Raw genomic sequence first — 25,703 nt, forward strand, 5'->3', positions numbered from 1 at the left:
TTTCCATCCCATGGAAGGCATTATTTATTGTAGCTTATCTCCTTTGGGGAATATAACAGGGTCTGGATCCTATCTTAGGGTCCAGGCCTGGTTCTATTTGATTTTGGATTGGGAGGTCCTGTGCAATTATGCCATGTTATAATTGGATGAGGACTCAATACCTGTACATGGATTTAGAATGAAAGGAATGATGCAGCGATGGAGTCGCTAAATAATTTGCCGCCAGGTATGGCAAAACCGGCTGTACGTGCATTGACAGAAGCTAAGATCGAATCATTGGAACAACTGGCCGCGATGACAGAAGCCGATCTAAGTAAACTTCATGGCATCGGACCCAGAGCGTTACAACAATTGCGGGAAGCATTGGCCTATAAAGGAATGGCCTTTAAGGAAGAGTGAATCGCTATCAAAAGATCTTCTAGGCTGATTTCTTAATGATAATTTGAGTAGTAAAGTAAAAGAGGTGTAATGAAGTGAGTAGGAAAATGAAAATTCTTTTATTTGCCATTTTAATTATTAATACAGCTAGATACACCAACTATTTATTGAAAGATAATTCAAGTTCTTATTACATAGCCATGCTCACTTTACATTTTGTAGCCTTGATATATTTGATATTCTATCTGGTTTTCGAAGCTAAAAAAACCGATTAACTTTCTGGGCCTAAGCATTCCTGGATAAATACGGCAATCAACGCTATGGCGGACGCTCGCCTCCATTTTGATATGGCAATGGAAAACAATGCGGTGGAACATACGACGGTGGCGATTACACAACTGGCAGTTTAGTTTTCCAAGAAGAAGCATCAGTTGAAAATCCCGGCTCGAAATGAGGAGCCGGGATTATTGGTACTTATTTTGAGTCATTGGAATTGTTTACTTGCGTGTTGGCATTTTCCATCTCACTGATCCGGCAAGCCTCTTGGACAGCTTCCCGATATTTCTTTAACTCAAATGCTTCCTCTGCCATTTCGACGTGCATCTGGCTCAACGCCGCTTTCCTTTTCTTAATCTCCGACTGATTCCGCTTCGTTGGTTCCAAGCCAATACCTCCTTTATCCATCTGGAGTCTTAATTTGGCTTGAAACTTTCTTTTCATTCATTCCAAATTATCGGATGATCCGCTCCGGATGCGTGTACACATTAAACGATTGGCCACGGATGAAACCGACTGTTGTAATTCCAAGATCTTCGGCCAAACTCAAAGCCCGTGCCGATGGGGCTGATTTTGACAGGACGATTTCACAACCGATTTTGGCGACTTTCAATAAAATTTCAGATGAAATACGACCGCTGAACACGATTACTTTGTCTCGTACCGCTATTCGATGCTTCAAGCAATGCCCGTATAGTTTATCAAGCGCATTATGACGTCCAATATCCATCCGTGACACAATCAGTTTGGTAGGAGTACAAAGTGCGGCATTGTGGACGCCGCCTGTTTGACGAAACAGGTCTGCGGATCGCTCCATTTCCTCCATTAGAGTGAAGCATTGCGTAGGAGTGAGGCTTACATTCGTTCCCGTCATCTTTTTTGCGGTAAGTGCGTCATGGGCAAAGACAAATCCCGGTCGGCTCATTCCACAACAGGAATTGATAAACCGTTTATTTAATAATTGTTCGTAATAGGGATAGATGGTGTCTGTTTCAATATGGACGACGCCAACCTCTTCTTCTACCCGTAACTGCTTAATGTGATCGTATTTTGGTATGACTCCTTCGGATGCCAGGAAACCGATCACCATTTCTTCTATATGATCAGGAGAGCAAACAATGGTCATGAACTCCCTTCCGTTAATCCGGATTGTCACCGGGTGCTCCGCAACTATCACATCTTCCTGTTGCGTGAAGGAGCCGTTGGCAAACTGGAGAACGGTTCGTTTCTCTGCTAGATTCATTTCTACGCGCCCCTTATCTCTTCGTTCAAATCCTAATCTACCTACACAATACACTGTTTTCTCTCATATTAGCAATATTGTAACTAGTGCTAGAATGGCTTATACTGAGTGGAAAGTAGGGTGCAATGGGTTTTTATTTTGATACAGAAGGGAGCGATTGCATGTCAGTCTGGTTAGATGGTACGCCTTTTGAAATGACAGAAGGCGAGACGATCTTACAAGTGATCAACCGCAACGGAATGGCTCATCCGCAAATCTGCCATTTGCCAGAAGTCGATCCGATTGAAACTTGCGATACGTGTATCGTGGAAGTGGACGGGCGGCTCGAACGCGCATGCTCCACATTCGCAGTGGATGGGATGCGAGTTTCTTTGGGTTCGGTTCGTGCGAAGGAAGCGCAGACAGAGGCGATGGACCGTATTCTTGAAAATCATTTGCTGTATTGTACCGTCTGCGACAATAACAACGGCAATTGCAAAGTGCATAATACGGTCGACATGATGGGAATCGAGCATCAGAAATATCCATATGAACCGAAATGTCCAACGGATGCCCTCGACTTCACGCATCCTTTTTATCGATATGATCCGAATCAATGCATTGCTTGCGGGCAATGCGTGGAAGTGTGCCAGAACTTACAGGTGAATGAAACGTTGTCCATCGACTGGGAACGGGAACGACCAATTGTCTTGTGGGATGGCGGCGCGAAAATCAATGACTCCTCCTGCGTCGGCTGCGGGCATTGCGTCACCGTCTGCCCATGCAACGCTCTTATGGAAAAATCGATGCTGGGGGAAGCGGGATTTTTGACGGCTATGCCGCAAAATGTGCTGGAACCGATGATTGACTTCGTTAAAGAGGTGGAGCCCGGGTATAGCGGCATTATGGCTATTTCGGATGCAGAAGCGGCGATGCGGGAAACGCGAACGAAGAAGACGAAGACGGTTTGTACGTTTTGCGGGGTTGGTTGTTCATTTGAAGTATGGACGAAAGATCGGCACATTTTGAAAATCCAGCCGGTCTCGGAAGCGCCAGTCAATGCGATTTCTACGTGTGTGAAGGGTAAGTTCGGCTGGGATTTTGTCAATAGCGAGGAGCGGTTGACTGTGCCATTGATTCGCAGAGGAGATTCTTTTGTGGAGGCATCATGGGAAGAAGCGCTCGATCTCGTTGCGCAGAACTTGGGCGGCATTTGGCGAGACAATGGAAAAGATAGCGTCGGCATTATTTCCTCCTCTAAAATTACGAACGAAGAAAATTACGTCATTCAAAAATTGGCGCGCCAAGTATTTGAGACAAACAACGTGGACAATTGTTCCCGTTATTGCCAATCGCCTGCGACAGATGGTCTTTTCCGTACGGTCGGAATGGGCGGGGACGCGGGAACAATCAAAGATATTGCGGAAGCGGGGCTTGTCATCATTATCGGGGCGAATCCGGCGGAAGGGCATCCAGTCCTTGCGACTCGAGTAAAACGGGCTCATAAGCTGCATGGCCAGAAATTGATTGTGGCGGATTTACGGAAACATGAAATGGCGGAGCGATCCGATATTTTCATCAGCCCTAAACAAGGGACCGATCAAGTGTGGCTCATGGCTGTGACAAACTACATGATCCAGCAAGGCTGGCATGATGATGCTTTCATCCGGGAGAACGTCCTTCATTTTGCAGAGTTTCGGGAAGTGCTACAAAGATACACATTGGACTATGCTGAAGAAGTGACCGGCGTTGCAAAAGACCAGCTTATCCGGACGGCGGAAATGATCCGGGATGCGGACGGAACGTGCATCCTTTGGGGAATGGGGGTCACCCAAAATACCGGCGGGTCGGATACGTCGGCCGCTATTTCCAATTTACTGTTGGCGACAGGGAACTACCGTCGGACGGGAGCCGGGGCCTATCCGCTTCGTGGGCATAATAATGTCCAAGGTGCCTGTGATATGGGGACGCTCCCGGGATGGCTGCCTGGTTACCAGCATGTAACGGATGATGCCGCTCGCAAGAAGTTTGAACAGGCATATGGCGTGGAGATTGAAGGGCGGCCAGGATTGGACAACATCCAGATGCTCCAGGCGGTGGATGCGGGCACAATGAAGGCGATGTACATCGTTGGGGAAGATATGGCGCTCGTCGATTCCAATGCGAATCATGTGCATGATGTGTTATCCAAATTGGACTTTCTCGTTGTCCAAGACATCTTTTTTTCAAGGACTGCTCAATACGCGGACGTCATCTTGCCTGCCGTTCCATCGCTGGAGAAAGACGGTACCTTTACGAATACGGAGCGACGAGTTCAAAGGCTCTATCAAGCATTACCAGAGCTTGGCCAAGCGAAAGCCGATTGGTGGATTGTCCAAGAAGTCGCTAACCGTCTCGGCGCGAAATGGGATTATACGCACCCGAGCGAGATTTTTGCAGAAATGGCGAGCTTGTCACCACTTTTCAGTCAGGCGGATTACCAGGGATTGGAAGGCTGGAATAGTTTCCTTTGGGGGAGTCTCGACGGATCCAGCACACCGCTTCTCTATGTAGACGGGTTTAATTTTCCCGATCAAAAAGCACGGTTTGCGCTTTCCGATTGGGTGGAGCCGGCCGCCTTCAATGACGAATTCGATCTGCATATCAACAACGGGCGCCTGCTGGAACATTTCCATGAAGGGAATTTGACGAATAAATCCGAAGGCATCCAGTCGAAAGTGCCTGAGATTTTCGTGGAAGTGTCCCCGGAGCTGGCCAAAGAGCGCGGCGTGGTGAGCGGTACCGTTGTTCGACTGATTTCTCCTTATGGCGCATTGAAGCTGCCAGCGCTCGTCACGGATCGGGTGAAGGCTAATGAGTTGTTCTTGCCGATGAATTCCACGAAAAAGGAATCTGCCATCAACTTCTTAACTGGCCCGGCGGTCGATCAACGGACGAACACACCTGCATTCAAACAGACGAAAGTCCGGATGGAAGTCCTTCGGGAAGTGCAGAAAAATCCATTGCCCGCATCGAATCCGAGAAATAAAAAACGCCATCCACAAGACGGGGTGGAAGTGGAACGGAAATGGGCCCGTCCCGGCTATGTTCATTTAACCGATCAAGAAGGGAGAGGGTAGTATGGCTGTACCAATTACATCCATCCGGAAATCGGAGAAAACGGCCGAACAACTTCATCAGGAAAAGTTGGAACAATTACAGGCGCTGATCACCGAGCAGGATGAAGCCCTCCAGAAGATTCTTCAACTTACGGGTGAATTGGACAAGATGGGGGTGCTGGACGCTGCACAAGCGATGGTCCAAGCGAAGGAGAAAATCGCAGGCATCGCACTTGAACAAGTATCCCGCGAGCCTGTAACACATCTGATTAATCATGTAATGGGGACGGCCGGCGTCCTCTCTTCGATCGAACCCGAAGTGACGGCGAAACTAGCTAAAGGCGTCAAACGAGGGCTGGATGAAGCGGAATTATTCCGTGGAAATGGCGATCAGGTGAGCATCTTTCAGTTGCTGTCAGCTATCAATGACCCCGATATTAATCGAGCCTTGAAATTTGGCCTCGATTTTCTGAAGGGGATGGGGAAGGAATTGGCGGGTGAAACGCCACGTGATTGATGATTATCCCATGGTGGTAAAATAAAGCAAGACCGCAAATTCGTATATGAGTTTGCGGTCTTTCATAAGCCTATATTTACTGTTTCAGGAAATCAATTTCCACTTCATTTTTCCGTGGTTCCCGTTTATACAAATATTCACCGTTCCGAATGGATGCCAGGACTTCGGCACGTTCGCGAATAGCTTCATACGCATCTGTTGCATCTAAGACGATGAAGTTCGCTGGTTTTCCTGGCTCGATTCCATACTCGTCGTTCACCCTCATAACGTTTGCACCGTTATATGTAATCAAGTCGAACGCCTTATTGATTTCGTCAATATGTGTATAATGCGCTAAATGGATTCCATTGTCCAAAATGTTCATCATATTTCCATTTCCTAAAGGATACCAGTAATCCGCAATGGAATCTTGTGCAAACGCTACGTTATTCCCGTTGGCTAACAATTCTTTTACTCGTGTCAAGCCACGACGTTTCGGATAACTATCGCCCCGTCCTTGCAAATGTGCATTTTCCGTCGGACAAGAAATGAAGTTGATTTGTGATTCTCTAAATAAACCTAACATTTTATTGGCATAGCTGTTCTCGACAGAACCGAAGCTCGTTGTATGGCTTGCCGTGGTGTAAGGACCATAGTCTTTTTCCATCACAAGCGCATTTAGCACTTCTAAAAACCGGCTATTTGGATCATCGTTTTCATCACAATGAATATCGATCATCACGTCATATTTAATCGCCATATCAACGATACGTTTTAATGATTCAACACCATGCTCATATGAAATTTCAAAGTGAGGGATTCCTCCAGCGACGTCAGCCCCCATTTCAAGTGCTTTCTCCATCAACTGTTCTGCGCCTTTATAGCGGAAGAATCCTTCTTGAGGGAATGCGACAAGTTGTAAAGTCACAATATCTTTTAATTCCTCACGCAGTTTAAGGAGAGCTTTCATTCCAGTTAGATTGGGATCCGTAATATCGACATGCGTCCGAATAAATTGAACCCCTTTACTCACTTCTTTTTGAATCCCTTTTATGGCACGCTCTCGCACGAGTTCTTCGGTCAATGATTTCTTATTATCACTCCAACGCTGGATCCCTTCAAATAGCGTTCCTGACACATTGGCATTCCCTTCGCCCAGTCCTGAAAAGATGTAATCCAAGTGTAAATGAGGATCCACATAAGGCGGCAACACGAGACGGCCTTCTAAATCAATGACTTCATCCGCGCTCCCTAAATCGCTGCCTATTGCTTTAAACTGATTGTTCTCCACTAACATTTCATTGGATTCCGGGTCTCCGTATATAGTGGCATTGATAAATTTTTTCATCCACATGACTCCTTTACATAATTATTATATATAGTTTATCAAATTATATATATTTGTATTAGTAATACAGCTTCAAGAATTAACAGTACCGGCGATTAAGCATCTATTATCACTTCAAGAAATCTTCGATGATTTCCATGAACAGGCAAGGTTGTTCCACATTCGGCGCATGCCCGGAAAGTTTGAACTCCATGTAGGTCGCATTTGGAATCAATTCCGCCGTCTCTTGTCCATATGCGGGTGGATTGAGGCCGTCATGGGTTCCGCTAATGACTAGTGTTTCCGCGGTGATTCGGTGAAGTTCCTTTCGGAAATCGAACCCCATCAATGCTTGAGAGGCGATCTTCTGTTCATCCACCGTCAGTTGTCTGCTATGTTTTGCGGTCTCATGGAGCCTATTATTCACCGCTGTCTCGTTGTAATACATGTACCGTGAAGCGTGTATCAATTTTTCAGGCAGGGATAGGCCTTTCATCTCTTCCGCATGGCGATCCAGCAATTGTACGAGGGATGATTCGCTTCCATGCGATTTCGTGACGACTAGAACCAATTTTTTAACGCGCTCCGGTATTTGTACAGCCACACCTTGTGCAATATAGCTTCCCATTGAAACACCGAGCAGGCGGATGGATGGCAATTGCAAATGATCAATGAGTGCCAGGATATCCTCTATATGGTCATCCAACGTAAAATGCGGCATGCGATCGGACGCCCCATGGCCACGAGCATCCGGGGCGATGACGCGATAATCTTTCTTCAAAGCTTCGATTTCAGGGCGGAACGATTCGTGGTTGCTCGTCAAGCCATGTAGCATTAAGATCGGCTGTCCGTCTCCCGTATCTTCGTAATATAGATTGACACCATTATGTTGAAAAGTAGTCATTTTACTCCTCATTCCTCCTCAGTGGTTTATGTTTCATTCTAGCAAAACATGGTATAGTAATTTCAGAGTATTCGCGCATGAGAGTCAATTCGTTTCACTTATTGTTATACCCTTCTAAGCGATGAGTATAGCGATATGGGATAAATATTATGAAAAGAGGGATGGATATGAGATTGGAATCCAAAGTGGCTATCGTAACCGGGGCGGCATCGGGGATGGGCAAGGCGATCGCCCGATTATTCGCAAAGGAAGGAGCACAAGTCGTCGTATGTGACCTGAATCAGAATGCTGCCCAAACGACTGTGGAAGAGATCAAACAGGATGGCGGACAAGCAATCTGGGTTATGGCTAATGTGGCGAAAGAAGGCGATATCCAACATGTGTTTGATAAGACACTGGAGGCTTTCGGTACGGTCGACATCTTAGTGAACAATGCGGGCATCATGGACAATTTCCTGCCGATCGGTGACGTATCGGATGAGATGTGGGATCGTGTGCTGGATGTCAACCTGACCGGGCCCATGCGCGCCATCCGGAAAGCGATGCCAATTTTTCTGGAAAAAGGGCAAGGCGTCATCGTTAACGTCGCCTCGGCGGCCGGCTTGCAAGGGTCAAGAGCGGGAGTCGCCTATACCGCTTCCAAACATGCAGTCATCGGGATGACCAAGAATGTCGCTTTCCAATACGCCATGAAAGGGGTCCGCTGTAACGCGATCGCCCCGGGCGGCGTCAACACGAACATCGGAGCGACGATGAGCGAGCCGAACGCCTTCGGAATGGAACGGGCCATGTCCGGAAGCGGAAATGCCCCGCGGACGGGGGAAGCGGAGGAAATTGCCACAGTCGCATTATTCCTCGCTTCCGATGAATCCAGTTTTGTCAATGGCGCGGTTGTGACAGCGGATGGCGGTTGGATGGCTTATTAATCGGATGAACCGGATTGGGAGAGGTTCGCTTCTGCTGATCCGGTTTTTTCATTCGTCACGAAGCGGGTTTTGGCTTTCTTTCCAATAAGGATATGAAGTTCTTCCGATAAGAAAATACTAAAAAACTAAAGGTGATGACTAGTAACACAGCCAAAAGGAGCAAAGAAGGATCAAGGAAGAGATGCAATAATAAGATATTGGCTATAATCGGGGACAGGATGGCAAGAGCAAGCGGAACGAATTGATTCATAAGAAGTAGAATACCACAGATGATTTCCAAAGACTTTTCTACAATCAATAAATAATCGAACTCGAACAAAGCCATGGCTTCGGGACTTGTCGCAATAAACGGCTCCAAACCGAAGATGACGAAATAACCGTTAACACCCGCTACAAGAAAAACAAACCCTAAAAAGAATCTGCATAGCTTCGTGAGAACATTTGCCATGAATTCACCTCCGAGTATAGTTACTTACTAGTTTAACGAATTTTCAAAAATAGGGGAGACGCATTTAGTCCTATTTCGAATCCGGCTATGATTGGATCACTAGATTCATTTCCAAACTTTAACAAGGTAGCCTACTGAACAGCCGAATAATACATGGCCGAATGTCCAAGAGACCCAAGCCATGATGTCATTAGCTGCCGGCGGTTGTTCCGTGAGCAAGGTCAAAAAATAGAGAGCACCGCTTCCAATCGTATAAACGGCCACATAAGGGAAAACGTTTTGTTCAAATTGGAAAATCTTCAAAATATAAAACAAACCGATGACACTTGCTATGCAGAAAACAAAATGAAAGAAGATGCCAAATAGGGGGACGTCTTCCCATTGATGAAGGACTGGTATGTAATCGACGTTGTATAGTAATAGGTATGCCTGATTGCCGGTGGTTTGATAAATGAATTTCAGGAATCCTGCTAACAGGCAACCAGCCAAAACTCCAATTGTCATCAGTTTTAGAAGTTGCTTCATATTCCCACCTTCCCATTGCTCATCTTTCTTCCACTTTTCCCCTTGGTCCTAGTCCCTGAAACATTCTGGTATACTGATTTGAAATGGAATTTGGAGAGGGTGAGATACATGAAAGCAGTACGGCAGGGATGTTTAGGAATCATCACACTAATCATTTTGTTGGTAGGAGTGGTGATTGTATATTGGAATTTCGGTTGGCCTTGGAACTACATAGAAGAGAAAAAAGCGTTGCATGCCGCCGCGGAAGAAAAGTATGGGAAAGAGTTTACTATGAAAAAGATGGTCTTTGATGTGATGCATGGGTCGGAATACTATGGCTATGCAACGGATGAAGACGGTGTTTTGTTCTACGTCGGCTTTGAAGACGGCAAGTTTGACGATTCGTACCTGCATGAAAGATGGGATTATGAATTAAAAAAGGAGATCGAACCGATCATACGCCCCTTTTTCACAGATGCAGATTCTGTCATAGTTTCTGTCGGATCGGTTGAGAATAAAAAAGATACCGGCTCGAGCATCCCGGATTATAAGGAATCGGTGACAGTGGAGCTAGGTGCGAACATGAGTGAAGTGACCGTACAAGACGTAGAAGCGGAACTGGACCGGGTCTGGCAAGCAGTGGAGGCTATTCAAGAGGCGGGTGCGAGAGTCAGTGCCATTCATATTGGATATGAAAATAAAGTCCTTAATTACCGCAATGAACTTACAACCAGGGAAGAGTTGAATGGATTTTTAGTGGATTACGCCAGGTAGGGCATGACAGAAAACTCTGAGGTGAATGGTATGTCGAAGACCATTGTAGAAAAATTGAACTTGACGAAATATAACAAGGCGGCTGTACTTCATGCGCCTGGGGATACTGACTATTTTCAAGGATGGGACGGTTATGATACAAGTTTCGCCAACCAACCGTATGATGTGATTTTCGCCTTCGTTGTGGATTTGGAATCTCTCCGGACAATGGTGAAGGAAGTCATTGCAAATCAATCCTTGAATCCGAACGGCTATCTGTTTATCGCCTATCCTAAAAAGGGCAACACAGTGTATCCGACGTATATCCACCGGGATGAGCTATTGCCAGGAATGGGTGCCGATGAGGATGGGTATGTAGGGTCAAGCACATTGAAGTTTTCCCGGATGGTCGGTTTGGACTCCGTGTTTACCGTTGTCGGCTTGAAGGAAGATTCCAAGGGGGTCAATAAAGTCTCTACCAAACCGAGTTCGTGTGTGGATGATTATATTGAGTTCATTCCTGAAATAGAAAAAGATTTACAGGATGCGCCGGATTTGCTCGCTTTTTATCAAGCGCTGACTCCCGGATACCAAAAAGATTGGGCGCGATATGTGTATAGCGCAAAACAAGAGGCGACGAAAGCGAAACGACACGATGAAATGAAGAGGATTTTACGTGCCAGTTACAAGAGCCGTGATCTTTACCGCAGGGACAACTAGTGATTGTTAAGCGAACGGAGTTAGATCTCATGAACGGACAGCAGTTTGAAATGTTTTCGTTGGCACATTTCTCGGCCATCGGTTTCATAGTCTTTGTGATTGCACTTCTATTCCTTGCAAGAGAGAAATGGGCTTCCCCAATAAAAAATAAGGCATTGCTTGAACGGATATTCGCTTTCACTCTCCTTTGGTTCGAAATTATGTATCATCTATGGATGGTATCCACCGGTCGATGGCATTTATATGAGTCGCTCCCTCTGGAATTATGCAGCCTGACCCTGCTTGCGTCCATCCTGTTATTATGGACAGGGAACCGGCATTTGTTCGACTTCGTCTTTTATGCCGGCATCGGTGGGGCGATTCAAGCCATTGTGACGCCCGTTCTCGATCTGAGCTTTCCTCATTTCAGATATTTTCATTTCTTCTATACGCATCTAGGTATCATCCTGACCGCCCTCTATTTTGTCTGGATGAAAGGATACCGTCCCACATGTAAAGGGATCTGGAAAACGATGCTTGTTTTGAACATCCTTCTTCCGTTCATTACCATCATTAATTGGGCAGTGGATGGGAATTACATGTTTCTACGAATGAAACCCACAAATGGAAGTTTGCTTGATTTCCTAGGACCATATCCATGGTATATCCTTTCTCTGGAAGTCGTTGCTGTGCTACTGTTTATTTTATTATGGCTAATAGTAGGGAAGCGGTCCTCCCGATAAATCAATAAGAGCTTCCAAAATTCGAATGTAGTCGATTTTGGATAGCTCTTATTTAAATTACTTCGTATTAATAATGATGGTTTGACTGGCGGCATCCCAACGTACATTGACAGGCAATGATTCGCTCAATAGTTGAAGCGGAACCATTGTTTGGCCGTCGATCAGTTTCGGTGACGTGTCTAAAGTGATTGCTTTTCCGTTAATCGTTGCATTTTTCTTGTCAATTGTAACAGTGACGTTCATATTTTGACTAGTTGCCGAAATGACGTTTCCTTTTTTGCTAATTTTTATCGATGAGTCGATTTTTTCGTATACTGAACGAATGGGAATGAACGTATGGCCATTTTGGATAATGGGCAGTTGTTTCAGCGCAAGCCATTCGCCATCCACCATCACACTGATTTCATTCAAATTAGGAAGCAACGGTTCAAAAGAAATGCCTTCGCCAAAAGAGGTAGCGCGCAATTTCGAAATTTCTTCGAGTGATTTATTGCGCTGTTTCAGAATGCCATTGACTGTTTTGTGTTTTTGATTCAGTATCGCATGATCGGTTTTTTCGATTGTTTTATCTATGTTATCTTTGGCTTTCTTACTGTTGTTTTGAATGTGTAAGGTTTCTTTTTTAAACAACTGATCCCATTTTTTTCGTGCATTTTTTTGGGAAACCCGGCCTTTATTGTACGCATACATGACGCTGGGAAGGGAGTTTACACTACTGCCCTTATCGAGAGCATACATCGGACTGCTTAACGAATTTCTATTGACCGTTTGGCGGTAGCTGTACATCGGGCTGCTCAATGAATTTTCATTGATAGCTTGACGATAGCTATACATGGGACTGCTTAGGGAGTTTTCATTTGTCGCTCGTTGTAAATCGCCCATGGCACTACTTAAAGAAGTCGAACTGATGCTCCGCGAATAGGCTCCCAGCGGACTGCTTAATGAGTTGGGATTAATGGCATTTTTGTAGTCATTTAATTTAGATGCGTATTCTTTTTGACTCCCATACTGAATTTCTAACCGTGCAACGTCATCATTCAATAATTGGGTGAGTCTCGATAAATCATCGCTCGTTTGCATATCGAAGGCATTCAAAAAAGCTACTTGTTTCTTATGATAGGCTTGATACGCGTTAACTGACTTTTCCCTATACTCCTGATAGGCAGTAGTCGACTTCTTCTCATACTTCACATATTCATTTCGGACTTGATCAATAAAGCTCTGGTTTGCTGCAAACACATGGCTTGATGTTCCAAAAAATAAGAACAACGTCAGTAGGAACAAGAAAACTGCTTTACATCTTTTCATGTATTCATTCTCCTCCCCAGCTATTTTTATAAGTCCAAGAGTAAGTTAGTTTCCACTATTTTGAAATACGGAGGAAGTACCAATTTATGTATATGTGTTTTTAGTCATAACAATCAAACAACTCATTCTGATTAGTTTCTGTCAGAATGAGTTGTTTTATAATTATCTTCGTTTCCGGATGGTGAAATTATCATCAAGTAACAGCCAGTTTTGCGGGTATGGATAGCCGAGCACCCAATAACTGATGCCGCGTAAGTTGTATTGTTTCACCAAGTCGAATTTTGCTTGGGCGCTCCTTGCATCTTCGAACCAAACTTCGTGCTGCCGCCCTTGATCATCCGTATAGCGGAAGAAAGGGGATTGGGCTACCGGATCATATTGAATCGCAGACCAATGCTCGGTCGCCCGCCGGATGGCCTCTTGCTGGCTGAACGTCTCTGCTTCTTGACCCCGTTCGTGCGGGATCAGCCAATCCCGTGCATAGATCTGGAAACCGAAGAATATCTTGTTGCGCGGTATGACGGTTACCGCATAATCGAGCACACGCCTGATCTGGTTGAGCGGGGAGATGGCTTGGGGCGGTCCGAACCGGTATCCCCATTCATAGGTCATCAGGATGACAAAATCGACGATTCTTCCATGTGCTTCATAATCATGCGCCTCATATAATAAGCCTCTTTGTTCACTGCTCGTTTTTGGAGCGAGGGCAGAGGACACGAAATAGCCTTCGGGATGGAGACGATCCACCGCCCGCTGCAAAAACTGATTGTAATTTTCACGGTCGGCAGGGAAGACATTCTCGAAATCCACATTGATCCCTTTATAGCCTTTGTCCCGCATGATCGTCAGTAGATTGGTGAGAAGTCGGTTTTGCAGTTCCACACTGTTTAATATGGTGGAAGCCAGGCGGGATCCAGCTTCGGTTGCACTGAAATTCGTTATGCAGAGGACGGGAACGATGTCTTTCTCATCCGCGGCTTCCAGCATGGTCTCGTCATCCACGGCACTCAATCCGCCGTCTACTTGGATCGTATAGGCAAAGGGCATCCAATACGTCAAATAGTCGCCCACATCGAGGATTTCTTGTGCCCCCGTTTTTCCAGTGCTGATCGTATAGGCATTGACATCGATGATCGGCTTATTGACAGGAATGACAAGCGTGGTGCCTGTAGTAATGAGGTTGATATCCCGGATCAAATTGGCGCTGACCAGATCCTGTACCGTCACCCCATAGCGCCTAGCAATCGTACTTACCGTTTCCCCGGGTTGGACGACATGTGTTTTTTTATCGGTGGGAATCACCAAAGACATGCCGATCGGCAATCTGTCAGGGGTTTCCAACTGGTTGGCCGATATGATTTCGGCAACTGGAACCTGATATTGCTGGGAAATGGTCCATACCGTTTCCCCTTGTTGTACGACGTGGATATTGATTACAATCGCTCCTCACCAATTCATTTCACCTAGTATCCTATGAAACTTTTTGGGTAAGAGTGAAAATCATGTCAAAATCCAGATCGGCAATAAAATATGTTTATATTTGATATCCCGATAGTCGGTATTTTGGACAGGGAAGCGGTAGACCATCGTGTCGGCACCCGGATCCGTCCATTCGATCACTTCGATGAATTGACTTTTGAAAAATCCGAAGATTCCCATATGTATCCCCCTTATGTCATATAATCTAGTGTAAGTATAACATAACCCTGAATCGGTCCATTCCTTAATTTTACACCTGAATCAGAGTAGATAGGGGGATTGCAAATGTTGGATCAAATCAAAGGCGGTTTGTTCGGCCTGGCTATCGGCGATGCTCTCGGGGCAATGACGGAGAAGGAAATTGGGGACAAGTATGGAGTTGTCACTGAAATGAGAGGCGGCGGATATTGGGGTGTGGCGCCGGGGGAAACAACCGATGACACGGCAATGACGTTGGCTGTCGCCAGAGGAATCATGGGCAATGTTGCAGAGCCGATTGAAGAAATCGGCCGACACTTCCTGTTATGGGAAAATACTGAACCGAAGGATATGGGTGTAACGGTTTCAAAAACGTTTCGGAACTTTGCCGGTGACTGGTTCCAGGCGGCCGAGCAAACGCATTTCGATTTACGGGGCAAGAGCGCAGGAAACGGCAGTTTGATGAGATGCTTACCTATCGCTATAGCCTATTCGGATGAAAAGAGGATAGGAGAGCTGTCGATACAGCAGTCGAAGATGACCCATTTTGATGATCGGCGGCGGAGGCCTGTGTCATTTACAATCGGATAGCTAATCGGCTATTGAACGGGGAGGAGCTATCCGCTTCCATACGAACTGAGGTTCGAGGGTCGAGATATGATGTAAACTACAGCAAGGAGCCGGGTTGTCCCCCGGACGGATTTGTCTTCCATACGATGGAATGGGTCTTTTATTGGCTTCTAAACAGCCGGACATTTGAAGAAGTGGTGATCGGTGCAACAAACAAGGGCTATGACAGCGACACGATCGCAGCGATTGCGGGAGGGCTGAAAGGGTTGGAAGTGGGATATGAAAATCTCCCTGCCAGGTTTGTAGAGAGGCTGGTAGAACGGGAAATGATAGAAGAGTATGCGGAAGCTTTATATGAAATTCGGAATAAGAACATTGTTTCGTTGAAAAGGGATGGTTTTGACTAGTTTGATTGAGTTGGAGACTGCAACGACTGTCATACCGAAAATTTATCATTCATAGGAACATCCGTGTGGTATACTGGAAGGGTAATAGAATAGGTGACTCAAGGGTGGTTGGCTCACTCCCGATTTGGAAGGGGGTGTTGCCATGTCAGTATTTGAATCGTTGATGCTCGTTTTTACTTTCGGAGCATTATAGGAAGGCAGTCTAAAACCGCGACATCCTGTCGCAACGACTGCATGACCCGCTTCCTGCGGGCCTCAATATTGTCATTCAACCATAAAAAATAACCCATCCTTGAGTTGACGGCTCGATTAGGATGGGTTATTTCCACCAATTAGCCAATCCCCTTGGCGGGAACCTGCTATTACATAGACCGTTTCAATGTTAGCGCATTGGACGGTCTTTTTTATACTATACATTTATTATATTAAGTATACGTTAAATCTCATTGCCATACAACTGATTTGAAATCAATCCCTTAACAAGCCGAATTGATTAGAGAGGAATAAAAATATACCCAATTAATATTAACGGGTTCGGTACACGGGGAGAAAACGTTAAAAAGCATAGCAAATGGGGACGCAATTCGCACTTGAATTGATGTCCCCATTTTTGTTGCTATATCAATGTTTAAGGCAATTATCGATAGAAAACAGCAATACAATTGGTAAACCAATTAACAACAGCACATAAATTTAGTGCCTCTGCTAATTGCACTGCTAATAAGATTGTTGATTGGAGGTTGAGAAAATTTTTTTGAAATAACTGAAGACGTGTAAGGGAGTAAAAGATTTTGTGCTAAAATATAAAAAGACAGCTTATTCAGCAAACGGGCCATTTTCTGGAGGTGGAGAAATGAGAGAAATAACCGGATTGTTGTTATTTTAGCTGCAATGTTTTTTGTAAACCTAACAAATATGACTTTGTTAAAAAACGAATGGGATGGCATAGTGATGTGGCTTAACACAGGATTATTCATCGCTGGCACTGCTTATTTTTTAATGAGCAGAGATGCTATTAAGAATAAAAATAGCAATTAATACAATCGGGCCATTTTGTTACTTATTGAATCGGAATGAAGAACTGATATGAGTAAAGTGTTTTTTATCTCAGTCTTAGCTATGCGGGAGGTGGGTTTGATGAACAAGGTATTGGCTTTCTCAATTTCAGGGATGGGGTTAACTGGTGCCGTCCTGATCATCTCGGTTGCTCTGTTATTCAACACTCCAATAGGAAATGTATTGAAGATAGTTTCTGCGGGTTCAACAACAGCTTTCGTTATATTTACTATTTCGGCTCTAGTGCTTCGTCGGCGATTAGATGAAAATTGTGAGTAATATATTTATAAATAACGAACAAAGTTTTACGCTTTTGATACAACAAATCGGCGCAATTCTCTAATAAGGATTAGCGCTAATATTACATATAGGGGCCAAAATAAAAAATAACAAGGATGTAAAAACATGATATTTATTCAGATTTTAATAATTGCGATATGGGTTATACCAATAGTCTTCTTTACAAACATGTACTTGAAAATGGATAAGGAAGATCGAGTTACAATTAGAACTGAATTAAAGAGTCCTTCTGGCTATCTTGGTTTAGGAATCCCGATTTTAGGGGCATTGCTGTTGCTTACTGGAATTTTTTCAGCAACGAAAATAATTCAACATATAGGGGTCATAATGTTGCTTGGTAGTTGGTTTGCAACGAGTTTTATAAGTTGGAAAAGGGGAAACTCAAGCACCACGACAAGTGCAGCACTTGTCGTGGTGCTTGCTGGTTTTATAGCTTATAGCTATTTGATTTAAGCAATCGGGCGCGATTGCTTTAAAAACGATTGTGTCTGTATCGCAATCGAGACATTTTATAGAGAAACCTTATTGAACGAAAGCCAGCTAAATACAATGAACAGGAATGGTATTAAAAGCAATAGATCATGTTGATTTATATAACTTTCAACCCTGAAACTTTTTTAACATGCATTCGTATGTGTTGTTAAGCATTCTACTTCATGGAGGTGTTACCATGTTATTAAGTTTTGGTATTCTTGTATTTACTATTATCGGTGTATTTCTGTTGAATGGAAAAGGAACGTTTCTTATCGCAGGATTTAACATGTTATCTCAAGAGGATAAAGAAAAATACGATAAACTGGCGTTGGGTAAATTTTACGGAAAAACAATTCTAGCTTTATCAGCAAGTATGGTATTTTGGGTATTAAGTGACATACTAAAAAACGATGTACTATTCATTATTGGTTTAATTTTATTTGTAACTATTATTATATTTAGCTTAATATATTCTAACTTGGGAGATCGATTTAAAAAGGAATAGATTAAAAGGGAAAGATTTTATTATCTAAGGAGGCTTGACATGACTTTTCAGCTACATCCAAACCTACGATTGGATTCATTAACTGGCCGGAATTGTCGTACAACGTTATGCCAGAATCGGGCGCGATTGTTGAACAAATGATAGGACAAAAAAATGCCCAGGTTATTATGCCTGAGCATTTTTTTGCTTTTTCCACTGTCAATTGGAGGGCGAATCATATGCTGTTTTAGTTGCTTATTGGGGTGTGTTTTTGCATTTTCTCCCCATCAACCGAACCCGTTAAACCAATGGCGGCTTTTTGAGCTTTGTGGATGGTTTAATCTGGCGACCTAAGGGAATCCTTCCTTTATCTGTATGAATACCGAATGGAGGATATATTTGTGACCCAGAATCATGAAAATGGAAAGCTGCCGCATGACGTGGAATCATTTTGGAGGGCGAAGGTTGATTTTCCCGAGTTCCCAAGTTTAACGGAGGATCTTTCTGTAGATGTGGTAATCGTCGGGGCGGGAATTACGGGCATTACAACCGCCTATCTTTTAGCGAAGGAAGGTTTGGAAGTTGCTGTGCTCGAAGCGGGACAAGTATTGAACGGAACGACCGGCCATACCACTGCTAAAATTACAGCTCAACATGACCTCATCTACGATGAATTCATCAATAATATTGGAAGAACCAAGGCACGTTTGTATTACGAGGCAAATTCGGAGGCTCTTGCATTCGTTAAAGAAACGGTAGAGCTGCACCAGATCGATTGTGACTTCAGCGTGCAGGATGCGTACATATACGCCACTACCGAACAGGGTGCAAGGAAGGTTAAGAAGGAAGCGGAAGCGTATGAAAAGATCGGTATCAACGGCGGATTGGCGGATGTCACTCAATTTCCTTTCCCGATTGAAAATGTACAAAATATGATCGTCATGAAGGACCAGGCGCAGTTTCATCCGACCAAATATCTTGTCCATCTCATCCGGCTATTTTTGGAAAAGGGCGGGCGGATTTTTGAGGGAACGACAGCCGTCAATATTGAGACCGGGGAACGTCCTGTCGTTCTGACTCGAGACGACCATCGGGTATCCGCGAAGCATGTGCTGGCTTGCACGCATTTCCCGTTTTATGAAGGCACGGGGCTTTATTCGACCCGAATGTATGCGAATCGGTCGTACGGTCTTGCGATTCAAACGAAAAAGAAGTTTCCAGGCGGCATGTATTTGAGTGGAGATCAGCCCAATCGATCGCTTCGTTCTGCGGATGATAACGGGCAAGAATTGGTGATCATCGTCGGGGAAAGCCATAAAACCGGTCAAGGAAAAGATACGATGGAATACTACAAAGCATTGGAGGCGTTCGGGGAGCAAGTATTCGGCATAAAGGAGGTCGTTTATCGATGGTCAGCGCAGGATTTGGTCACTTTGGATAACCTCCCGTACATCGGTGCGTTAACGGAAGGACAGTCCAACATCTTGATTGCAACCGGATTCCGGAAATGGGGGATGTCCAATGGAACGGCCGCTGCCTTGCTTTACCGTGATCTAGTCACCGGGAAAGAGAACCGGTTCCAGAAACTGTATTCGCCTTCCCGGTTTTACGTGCAGCCCAGCCTGAAAAATTTCCTTGTCCAAAACGCGAATGTGGTCGGGCAATTAATTAAAGGAAAATTGGACTCGCCTAGTACAAAACCTGAGGAGCTATCGAATGGGGAAGGGGCGGTCATTATGTTGGATGGGCATCGGAAAGGCGCCTTTCGGGATGATGAGGGGAACGTTCATATTGTGGATACCACTTGTACCCATATCGGCTGTGAGGTCGAATGGAACAGTGGGGACAGGACGTGGGATTGCCCTTGCCACGGCTCCCGATTTTCTTACGACGGTGAAGTGATCGAGGGCCCAGCGGAAAAGCCGCTGCAGAAATATGATTATACGATGCTGGATAACTTGACGTCGGAAGACTCCGGGTATTGAGGGAGATGTAACTACAGTGTGAAAGGTGCACTGTAGTTTTTTTGTTTAGAGATGGGGCAAAAACCGAAAGCCCGTATGGTATGATGGAGTGGTAATAGAATAGGTGACTCAAGGGTGGTCGGCTCACTCCCGCAAGAAGGGAGGTGATGCCATGTCAGTATATGAAGCATTGATGCTCATGCTTACATTTGGAGCATTGATTGTATTAATACTGTCATTCAACCATAAAAAATAACCCATCCTTGAGTTAGACGCTCGGTGGGATGGGTTATCTCTCCTCGAAGCCGATCCCCTTGGAGGGAACCTGCTATTACATTGGCCGTTATAATGTTCGCGCATTGGACGGCCTCTTTTTATTCTATTCATTTGCTTATTTTAGTATACGTTAGATTTAGACGTCATACAACTTTTTTGATATGCACGTTCAAGAAAATGATGCAATGTTAACTGGAGCAATGGATGGCTGATCTAATGGTTAAATTAGCTACTATTATGACCATAAATTTGAATTTACGAACATATGATTGTATAATTGGGATATAAACAATATTCAAAAAGGGGGGAGGGGACGTGATTAGAAATCGAGGGATAACGGATGAAATGATTGTTGAGATGTATAAAAATGGGATGTCATATGCGGAAATGAAACCAATCATCGGCATTTCAGATTCTGCGATCAGAAATGTATTGAAGAAGCATAATGTGAAATTAAAACCGCCGGGACAACCGAGAAAAAATAAAGTGAATGAAGATTTTTTCAAGACTTGGTCAGATGAGATGGCTTGGGTACTAGGACTGCTAATAACAGATGGACACATTAGAAAATCAACTCACACAATATGCTTTGCCCAAAAAGATGAGCAAGTACTAAAAAGAATTGCACAAGCAATGCAGGCCGATTATATCATAGCCCCAGCTGGTGGAACATGTACGGTTCCAACGTTGTTAATCAATTCGAAAACAATAAAAAATGATTTAGCGAAAATGGGAATCGTGCCAAATAAATCATTGACGATTCAATTTCCTGAAATTCCTGAACAGTATATGCCAGCATTTATTCGTGGTGTCGTTGATGGCGATGGTTGGGTGCAACCGAAAGGCTACGTAATGAATATTACCACTGCAAGCAAACAATTCGCCGAAGGATTACTTGCAGTGATGCAATCCTGGATGCTTCGCTCAGAAATAACAATGGAAACTAGCAAAAACAATACTGCCATATATCGTGTATGGATAAAAGGTAAACATGAGCTGCCTAAATTAGCTAAAATCATATACAATGATTCTGTTTGCATTTCTACTAAGCAAAAATATATGTCACAAAGCATAAATGATTAATGAGTGGAGGAAAAAACTATGTGGAAACTGAAAGATGGAAAACTTATTCATACAACAGATCAAACGCGAGAAGCGTTCCGTACAAATATTAGTAAAGCGCTGCTTGAACAGTTATCTGATTTAGCAGCACAACATCGAACACATATTAATTACTTGCTAGAAGATGGTTTGCTAAATCTGCTGGAGCAAGGAACGATTGTATATGATAAAAAAACAAGACCAAAAGATCGCGTGCAGTACAAAACGACGTACGATAAGGAATTGTTGGAGAGTGTTAAAGATTTTGCGAAAGCGAATCGTTTAAATGCCAATGATGTAATCGAGCATAGCGTGAATCATATAGATTTTGATAGCGTGAAAAATCGTAATTATAGATATCGGATTGAATGAGAGGGTGTTAATTAACGTATTCAAAATAACGCCATGGTCATAATATAAATTATAAATAGCTGCGTGTCTTTGATAAGTATACTTGAAACATTGAGATAAAACCGAAAAAGGCGCTTTTTACTGAGTTACAAAAAGCGCCTACAAAGTGTTGCTCTCACAAGATGTTTAACCAGCCGCGCAACTCTTTGTTTTTTGCTAGTACACATTATTGTTTATGATAATATGCGGTACGTCCGGGTGTTCCTGAATTAGAGACTTCGCATCTTCTTTTGATATACTCATAAAAAGATCATTTTCTGATAATAATTCGTAATCGTTATCTTCATTAAAGATTCCGCTAAAAATGTTTGTAATTGGATTTTTAAAGTTTTTCAAGCCATTTCCTATTAATTATCCTGCAACTACAATGCTTAACATAACCAAATATAACCTAAATCCAAATTGATCTCCCCCTAATTAAAATGTGGGATGCCAGATTTCGAATTAACGAAAACCCGGCACCCCACATAATTAATCCATCTGATCCAAATACCGTTTCACTTCTTCAAATCCAATTTCCGGATTTTGCAAAATGACGCTATACCGCAAGCCTTCTTCCTGCCAGTTCAACAATCGGAAGTTCCCGCTCTCCGTTTTCGTCCCATTTTTCCCGCGAATCGTTATCTTTTTCTCGTTGGGCATGCCGCCAAAACTTAAGACATTCGACATTTCTTTGTAAACGGTGACCGAGAATGCCGGGATATCGTCTATCGTATAGTCAAAGGAGAATTCCGGGCGTTCTTCCAATCCTTCAAGTACCGTAATGGCTGACAGTTTCAGTCCTTCCATTTCGGGAACCTGGTAATAGGAACCAAGCGCTGCTTTCACTTCTTCCGCCGTCACTTCTATCGGAGCCATGCCGGCTTCGTCCATCACTTCCACAGCTGCCCCCTCCGGAATGTAGGGTGCGAAGAGATCTTCTTTCAAATCCGGCCTGAAGTCGATTTTCTTGTATTCTTGGGTCATCGTAAGCTCATTGCTTTTAGAGATGGACTTGAGCACTATCCATGTCTCTTTATCAATCCAGATTTCCTGGTCGCCAATTATGGTCTTATCGTCTTTCGTTTTAGCGATGATATGGTATGCAGGTCGTCCCGCGATTTTCCCCTCATCGCCAGTCGACAGTTCATGGGAATCCTTGATGAGTTCGAGCATTTGTTCAGCTTGCTGACGCGGCGATTGCTGGCTTAGCTCGCGCATGTCATCTTCGGTAATTTCCATGATCATCGCTGTATTGCTTGATTCATCGTACATCGATATCTGCTTGCCGTCATTCACTACTAACGTTTGCCCCGCGCCGTCACTGGACGTCATTTCGATACGTCGCTTCCCATCCGAGGCCACCCATTCCTTTGCCTCGATGTCACCTGAGTCATCATTTGTCTTTATTGTATATTCCCCATAATAGGCGACCGGTTTATCGGCATCCTGTAGCGCCGTATTGATGACTTCCAGGGGTGAGAACTTAGCATCCCCTGTGTTACATGCTGCGAGACCGATTGCAAAAAATAACAGGATACTAATCCCGGATAGTGGTTTGATCCAATTCATTCTTTGTTGCTCCTTTCCAGTGCGGCAGCCAGCATATGATGGCCGTCCCGATTCCATGATGAGAGACAATACGTACCGTTCCGCCATGCTTCTCTATAATTTGTTTGGTAATGCTTAATCCAAGGCCAGTGCCCCGTTCCCCCGCTTTTGTCCGCGCCTCGTCGGCTTGGTATAGTGGTTCGAACACATTCGCCAGTTGGTCTTCCCGGATGCCTTCCCCCTCGTTTTGGACAATCAAGTACATGCCGTCTTCCGCGTCAAGTGCCTCTTTTACGAAGTCTGAACACCTGTTCGGCGCCTCGGCCACATTCACGGCAGTAAGACCGATTATCCCTCTCGCTTCCGTGTGCGCAATAGCGTTCATCATTAGGTTATCGGCAACCCGCATTAGCTGCTTTGAATTGACCGCATATGTACCTGTAACTACGCATGTCACTCGCAGATCAATCTGCTTTTCATCGCAAAGTGTCTCATACCCTGACACGAGCATGTCAAAAAACTCTTCCCCGTCCACCGGGACAAGCGCCATCTCATAGGCGCTCGATTGCAGCAACGTGTACATGAGCAGGTCGTCCAGCATCTGCCGCATGTAATTTGCCTTCGAGATGATGACATTTCGGTATTCCCGTTGCTTTCGCGTAGATAGGGCCCTATCGTCGAGCGCCTCCGCGTATGCTCGAATGGACGTGAGCGGGGTCTTCAAGTCATGAGAGATGCTCGCAATCATAAACTCCTTTTGCTTTTGCTCTGCTGTTAGTTTTTGATTCGCCGAGATGAGTTCCGTACGCATCGCCTCAAAGCTTTCAGCGAGTTCTCCGAGTTCATCTTTCCGCTTGGGAATGGGCTGGGTGGGTTCCCCTTTGCCGAACGAGTCCATCTGCCCCATCAATAACTGAAGCGGACGATTCAATTTCCGGTTGACGAGGAAGGCCACCCCCGCGAACAATGAGAGGAAGAATACAGCGAAGAGCACGCCAACTAGCCATGTCCGCTTGCTGACGCCGGCCACCCATTCATCACGAATCCATGTGATCTCATATACACCGATAAGGGAATTCCCGACGAAAACGGGTTCTTTGTACGTGACCAACCCGAATTTCTGGCGCAATTCGTAAAACCCTTCATAAAGCTCTTTCCGTGGCATGAACGCCAGAGGACTTTGCCTGACGGGACTTGTGGAATGCACCATGAAGCCGATATCCGTGTAGAGTGTGATGGCAATCCGGCTGTTCGCCAGCTTGTCGACTTCTGACCAATCCGTATTCGGCTGGTACAACGACGGCTCCGCTAACACCCCCTGGATTTCGTTCAATTTGACAAGGTTGTCCATATATTCCGCGACATTACGTTCCTCATGATAAGAATTGATCCATGCGAACAGCCCGTACGCCGCTCCAAGCGGTAGCAGCATGACGATGAGATATGATGCCAAGAGCCACGTTCGAATCCTCATGTCAGTTCACCAATGAACCGGTATCCTTTTCCCCACACCGTTTGGATGAAATGCGGTGTCTTTACCGGATCGGCCAGCTTTTCCCGAACCGACTTGATGTGGACCGTCACGGTGTGCACGTCCCCCAGGTCCGGTTGTTGCCAAACATGCTCGTATAGATCACCTTTCGAAAAGATACGTTCCGGATTTTGCGCTAACAGTTTCAGTAGTTCAAATTCCTTTGGAGTGAGCGGAACATCCTTGTTTTTCAGGAGCACTCGTTCACTCTGCCATTCAATCGTTAGACCGCCATTGTAGTGGGACCGCTGCGCCAGCCTCTCTTGCCCCTGATACCGTCGCCACCTTCTGAGCTGTGAAGCGACTCGGGCTTTTAATTCTACGAGGCTAAACGGTTTCGCGAGATAATCGTCCGCGCCCGTATCTAGCCCTTCCACCTTGTCTGTATCCTCCTTGCGCGCACTAATCATGATGATTGGCACGTCGCTCGCCAAGCGGATATTCCGGCAGAGTGTGATTCCATCCATCTCCGGCAACATCCAATCGACAAGTACGAGATCAAAGCACCCGTGTCGGAAATCCTCCCAGCCTTCCCTTCCCGTCGTTGCCCACGTCACCCCATAGCCTTGTTGTCGTAGCGTATCCTGGATAATCCGTGCAATTTCCCTATCATCTTCCACAAGTAAAATCTGTTCACCCATCCCTACTCCTCCTGAACTAACTCTATCACCGATATCGTACATTTCTATTAACTTTATAAAAGCTTTATATATTCATCCTATCACGTCTAAAATGGAATTAATAAAGACCTGCCGAACCAGGGGCAGTCAGCAGGTCAGGAAGCCTTCGACATTCAGCTCAGCATGAATCTCCATAGGAAACTTTCCTTTATAATTGGTA

Annotated in this window: 28 protein-coding genes; 16 read left to right on the forward strand and 12 right to left on the reverse strand. The window is 44.7% G+C overall.

Annotated elements, in window-relative coordinates; translation table 11 throughout:
• The first annotated feature begins 198 nt into the window (after positions 1 to 198).
• The gene (locus AB1K83_RS05190; protein ID WP_413057102.1) at positions 199 to 399 is read left to right on the forward strand and encodes a helix-hairpin-helix domain-containing protein; all 201 of its coding nucleotides are present in this window, start codon (positions 199 to 201) and stop codon (positions 397 to 399) included.
• A gap of 453 nt (positions 400 to 852) precedes the next feature.
• Here AB1K83_RS05190 and AB1K83_RS05195 read toward each other — a convergent pair whose 3' ends face one another.
• Together AB1K83_RS05195 and fdhD are read right to left on the reverse strand one after the other, a co-directional pair.
• A complete protein-coding gene (locus AB1K83_RS05195; protein WP_413057103.1) occupies positions 853 to 1,041 on the reverse strand; it encodes a hypothetical protein in 189 nt (62 codons plus the stop codon).
• A 67-nt stretch (positions 1,042 to 1,108) separates the two neighbouring features.
• The gene (gene fdhD, locus AB1K83_RS05200) at positions 1,109 to 1,897 is read right to left on the reverse strand and encodes a formate dehydrogenase accessory sulfurtransferase FdhD (protein ID WP_413057104.1); all 789 of its coding nucleotides are present in this window, start codon (positions 1,895 to 1,897) and stop codon (positions 1,109 to 1,111) included.
• A gap of 161 nt (positions 1,898 to 2,058) precedes the next feature.
• Between fdhD and fdhF the strand changes: the two genes are divergently transcribed.
• The gene (gene fdhF, locus AB1K83_RS05205) at positions 2,059 to 4,995 is read left to right on the forward strand and encodes a formate dehydrogenase subunit alpha (protein WP_413057105.1); all 2,937 of its coding nucleotides are present in this window, start codon (positions 2,059 to 2,061) and stop codon (positions 4,993 to 4,995) included.
• 1 nt (position 4,996) lies between these two features.
• Entirely contained in the window at positions 4,997 to 5,491 is a 495-nt protein-coding gene (locus AB1K83_RS05210) for a DUF1641 domain-containing protein (protein WP_413057106.1), read from the forward strand.
• 76 nt (positions 5,492 to 5,567) lie between these two features.
• Here the strand turns inward: AB1K83_RS05210 and AB1K83_RS05215 are convergent, their stop codons facing one another.
• Both AB1K83_RS05215 and AB1K83_RS05220 read right to left on the reverse strand, forming a co-directional pair.
• Positions 5,568 to 6,818 carry an amidohydrolase family protein gene (locus AB1K83_RS05215; protein ID WP_413057107.1) on the reverse strand — a complete coding sequence of 417 codons (1,251 nt, stop codon included), beginning with the start codon at positions 6,816 to 6,818 and terminating at the stop codon, positions 5,568 to 5,570.
• 109 nt (positions 6,819 to 6,927) lie between these two features.
• Positions 6,928 to 7,713, reverse strand: coding sequence for an alpha/beta fold hydrolase (locus AB1K83_RS05220; RefSeq protein WP_413057108.1), 786 nt, complete (start codon positions 7,711 to 7,713; stop codon positions 6,928 to 6,930).
• Between the two features lie 155 nt (positions 7,714 to 7,868).
• Between AB1K83_RS05220 and AB1K83_RS05225 the strand changes: the two genes are divergently transcribed.
• A complete protein-coding gene (locus tag AB1K83_RS05225) occupies positions 7,869 to 8,627 on the forward strand; it encodes an SDR family oxidoreductase (protein ID WP_413057109.1) in 759 nt (252 codons plus the stop codon).
• Between the two features lie 55 nt (positions 8,628 to 8,682).
• On the opposite strand, the gene AB1K83_RS05230 is transcribed toward AB1K83_RS05225, so the two are convergent.
• Both AB1K83_RS05230 and AB1K83_RS05235 read right to left on the reverse strand, forming a co-directional pair.
• On the reverse strand, positions 8,683 to 9,075 hold the full coding sequence (locus AB1K83_RS05230) for a hypothetical protein (protein WP_413057110.1): 393 nt from the start codon (positions 9,073 to 9,075) through the stop codon (positions 8,683 to 8,685).
• A gap of 105 nt (positions 9,076 to 9,180) precedes the next feature.
• Complete coding sequence (locus AB1K83_RS05235; protein WP_413057111.1) at positions 9,181 to 9,600, reverse strand: hypothetical protein; 420 nt, start codon at positions 9,598 to 9,600, stop codon at positions 9,181 to 9,183.
• Between the two features lie 108 nt (positions 9,601 to 9,708).
• Here AB1K83_RS05235 and AB1K83_RS05240 point away from each other — a divergent pair, with 108 nt between their 5' ends.
• The 3 genes from AB1K83_RS05240 to AB1K83_RS05250 are packed head-to-tail and all read left to right on the forward strand — an operon-like array spanning position 9,709 to position 11,774.
• A complete protein-coding gene (locus tag AB1K83_RS05240; protein WP_413057112.1) occupies positions 9,709 to 10,353 on the forward strand; it encodes a hypothetical protein in 645 nt (214 codons plus the stop codon).
• A gap of 30 nt (positions 10,354 to 10,383) precedes the next feature.
• Positions 10,384 to 11,052, forward strand: coding sequence for a YdeI/OmpD-associated family protein (locus AB1K83_RS05245; protein WP_413057113.1), 669 nt, complete (start codon positions 10,384 to 10,386; stop codon positions 11,050 to 11,052).
• Between the two features lie 29 nt (positions 11,053 to 11,081).
• Positions 11,082 to 11,774: a TIGR02206 family membrane protein gene (locus tag AB1K83_RS05250; RefSeq protein ID WP_413057114.1), complete on the forward strand. Its 693-nt coding sequence runs from the start codon at positions 11,082 to 11,084 to the stop codon at positions 11,772 to 11,774.
• 57 nt (positions 11,775 to 11,831) lie between these two features.
• Here AB1K83_RS05250 and AB1K83_RS05255 read toward each other — a convergent pair whose 3' ends face one another.
• The 3 genes from AB1K83_RS05255 to AB1K83_RS05265 all read right to left on the reverse strand — a co-directional run bounded on the left by AB1K83_RS05255 (position 11,832) and on the right by AB1K83_RS05265 (position 14,741).
• Positions 11,832 to 13,082 carry a copper amine oxidase N-terminal domain-containing protein gene (locus AB1K83_RS05255; protein WP_413057115.1) on the reverse strand — a complete coding sequence of 417 codons (1,251 nt, stop codon included), beginning with the start codon at positions 13,080 to 13,082 and terminating at the stop codon, positions 11,832 to 11,834.
• A 162-nt stretch (positions 13,083 to 13,244) separates the two neighbouring features.
• On the reverse strand, positions 13,245 to 14,516 hold the full coding sequence (locus AB1K83_RS05260; RefSeq protein ID WP_413057511.1) for a LysM peptidoglycan-binding domain-containing protein: 1,272 nt from the start codon (positions 14,514 to 14,516) through the stop codon (positions 13,245 to 13,247).
• A 66-nt stretch (positions 14,517 to 14,582) separates the two neighbouring features.
• A complete protein-coding gene (locus AB1K83_RS05265; protein ID WP_413057116.1) occupies positions 14,583 to 14,741 on the reverse strand; it encodes a hypothetical protein in 159 nt (52 codons plus the stop codon).
• A gap of 105 nt (positions 14,742 to 14,846) precedes the next feature.
• On the opposite strand from AB1K83_RS05265, the gene AB1K83_RS05270 reads away from it, so the two are divergent.
• The 9 genes from AB1K83_RS05270 (at position 14,847) to AB1K83_RS05310 (ending at position 21,763) form a co-directional block, all read left to right on the forward strand.
• Positions 14,847 to 15,350, forward strand: coding sequence for an ADP-ribosylglycohydrolase family protein (locus AB1K83_RS05270; RefSeq protein ID WP_413057117.1), 504 nt, complete (start codon positions 14,847 to 14,849; stop codon positions 15,348 to 15,350).
• 11 nt (positions 15,351 to 15,361) lie between these two features.
• On the forward strand, positions 15,362 to 15,736 hold the full coding sequence (locus AB1K83_RS05275; RefSeq protein ID WP_413057118.1) for an ADP-ribosylglycohydrolase family protein: 375 nt from the start codon (positions 15,362 to 15,364) through the stop codon (positions 15,734 to 15,736).
• A 1,137-nt stretch (positions 15,737 to 16,873) separates the two neighbouring features.
• The gene (locus tag AB1K83_RS05280; RefSeq protein WP_413057119.1) at positions 16,874 to 17,071 is read left to right on the forward strand and encodes a hypothetical protein; all 198 of its coding nucleotides are present in this window, start codon (positions 16,874 to 16,876) and stop codon (positions 17,069 to 17,071) included.
• 126 nt (positions 17,072 to 17,197) lie between these two features.
• On the forward strand, positions 17,198 to 17,545 hold the full coding sequence (locus AB1K83_RS05285; protein ID WP_413057120.1) for a Fe3+-siderophore ABC transporter permease: 348 nt from the start codon (positions 17,198 to 17,200) through the stop codon (positions 17,543 to 17,545).
• A gap of 217 nt (positions 17,546 to 17,762) precedes the next feature.
• Positions 17,763 to 18,071 carry a DUF3784 domain-containing protein gene (locus AB1K83_RS05290; RefSeq protein ID WP_413057121.1) on the forward strand — a complete coding sequence of 103 codons (309 nt, stop codon included), beginning with the start codon at positions 17,763 to 17,765 and terminating at the stop codon, positions 18,069 to 18,071.
• A gap of 365 nt (positions 18,072 to 18,436) precedes the next feature.
• Positions 18,437 to 20,035 carry an FAD-dependent oxidoreductase gene (locus AB1K83_RS05295; RefSeq protein ID WP_413057122.1) on the forward strand — a complete coding sequence of 533 codons (1,599 nt, stop codon included), beginning with the start codon at positions 18,437 to 18,439 and terminating at the stop codon, positions 20,033 to 20,035.
• 151 nt (positions 20,036 to 20,186) lie between these two features.
• The gene (locus AB1K83_RS05300) at positions 20,187 to 20,270 is read left to right on the forward strand and encodes a putative holin-like toxin (RefSeq protein WP_413057512.1); all 84 of its coding nucleotides are present in this window, start codon (positions 20,187 to 20,189) and stop codon (positions 20,268 to 20,270) included.
• 335 nt (positions 20,271 to 20,605) lie between these two features.
• Complete coding sequence (locus AB1K83_RS05305; RefSeq protein ID WP_413057123.1) at positions 20,606 to 21,373, forward strand: LAGLIDADG family homing endonuclease; 768 nt, start codon at positions 20,606 to 20,608, stop codon at positions 21,371 to 21,373.
• 18 nt (positions 21,374 to 21,391) lie between these two features.
• Entirely contained in the window at positions 21,392 to 21,763 is a 372-nt protein-coding gene (locus AB1K83_RS05310) for an rRNA methyltransferase (RefSeq protein WP_413057124.1), read from the forward strand.
• A 510-nt stretch (positions 21,764 to 22,273) separates the two neighbouring features.
• On the opposite strand, the gene AB1K83_RS05315 is transcribed toward AB1K83_RS05310, so the two are convergent.
• Genes AB1K83_RS05315 through AB1K83_RS05325 form a run of 3 tightly spaced genes read right to left on the reverse strand, consistent with a single transcriptional unit; the run spans position 22,274 to position 25,504 of the window.
• Positions 22,274 to 23,353, reverse strand: a complete 1,080-nt coding sequence (locus tag AB1K83_RS05315) for a LolA family protein (RefSeq protein ID WP_413057125.1) — start codon at positions 23,351 to 23,353, stop codon at positions 22,274 to 22,276.
• Complete coding sequence (locus AB1K83_RS05320; RefSeq protein ID WP_413057126.1) at positions 23,322 to 24,806, reverse strand: ATP-binding protein; 1,485 nt, start codon at positions 24,804 to 24,806, stop codon at positions 23,322 to 23,324. The genes AB1K83_RS05315 and AB1K83_RS05320 overlap by 32 nt, the downstream gene beginning before the upstream one ends.
• On the reverse strand, positions 24,803 to 25,504 hold the full coding sequence (locus AB1K83_RS05325; RefSeq protein ID WP_413057127.1) for a response regulator transcription factor: 702 nt from the start codon (positions 25,502 to 25,504) through the stop codon (positions 24,803 to 24,805). Before AB1K83_RS05325 ends, AB1K83_RS05320 begins: the two co-directional genes overlap by 4 nt.
• Between the last annotated feature and the right edge of the window lie 199 nt (positions 25,505 to 25,703).

The sequence above is a fragment of the Sporosarcina sp. 179-K 3D1 HS genome (assembly GCF_047228905.1).
Classification (GTDB): domain Bacteria; phylum Bacillota; class Bacilli; order Bacillales_A; family Planococcaceae; genus Sporosarcina.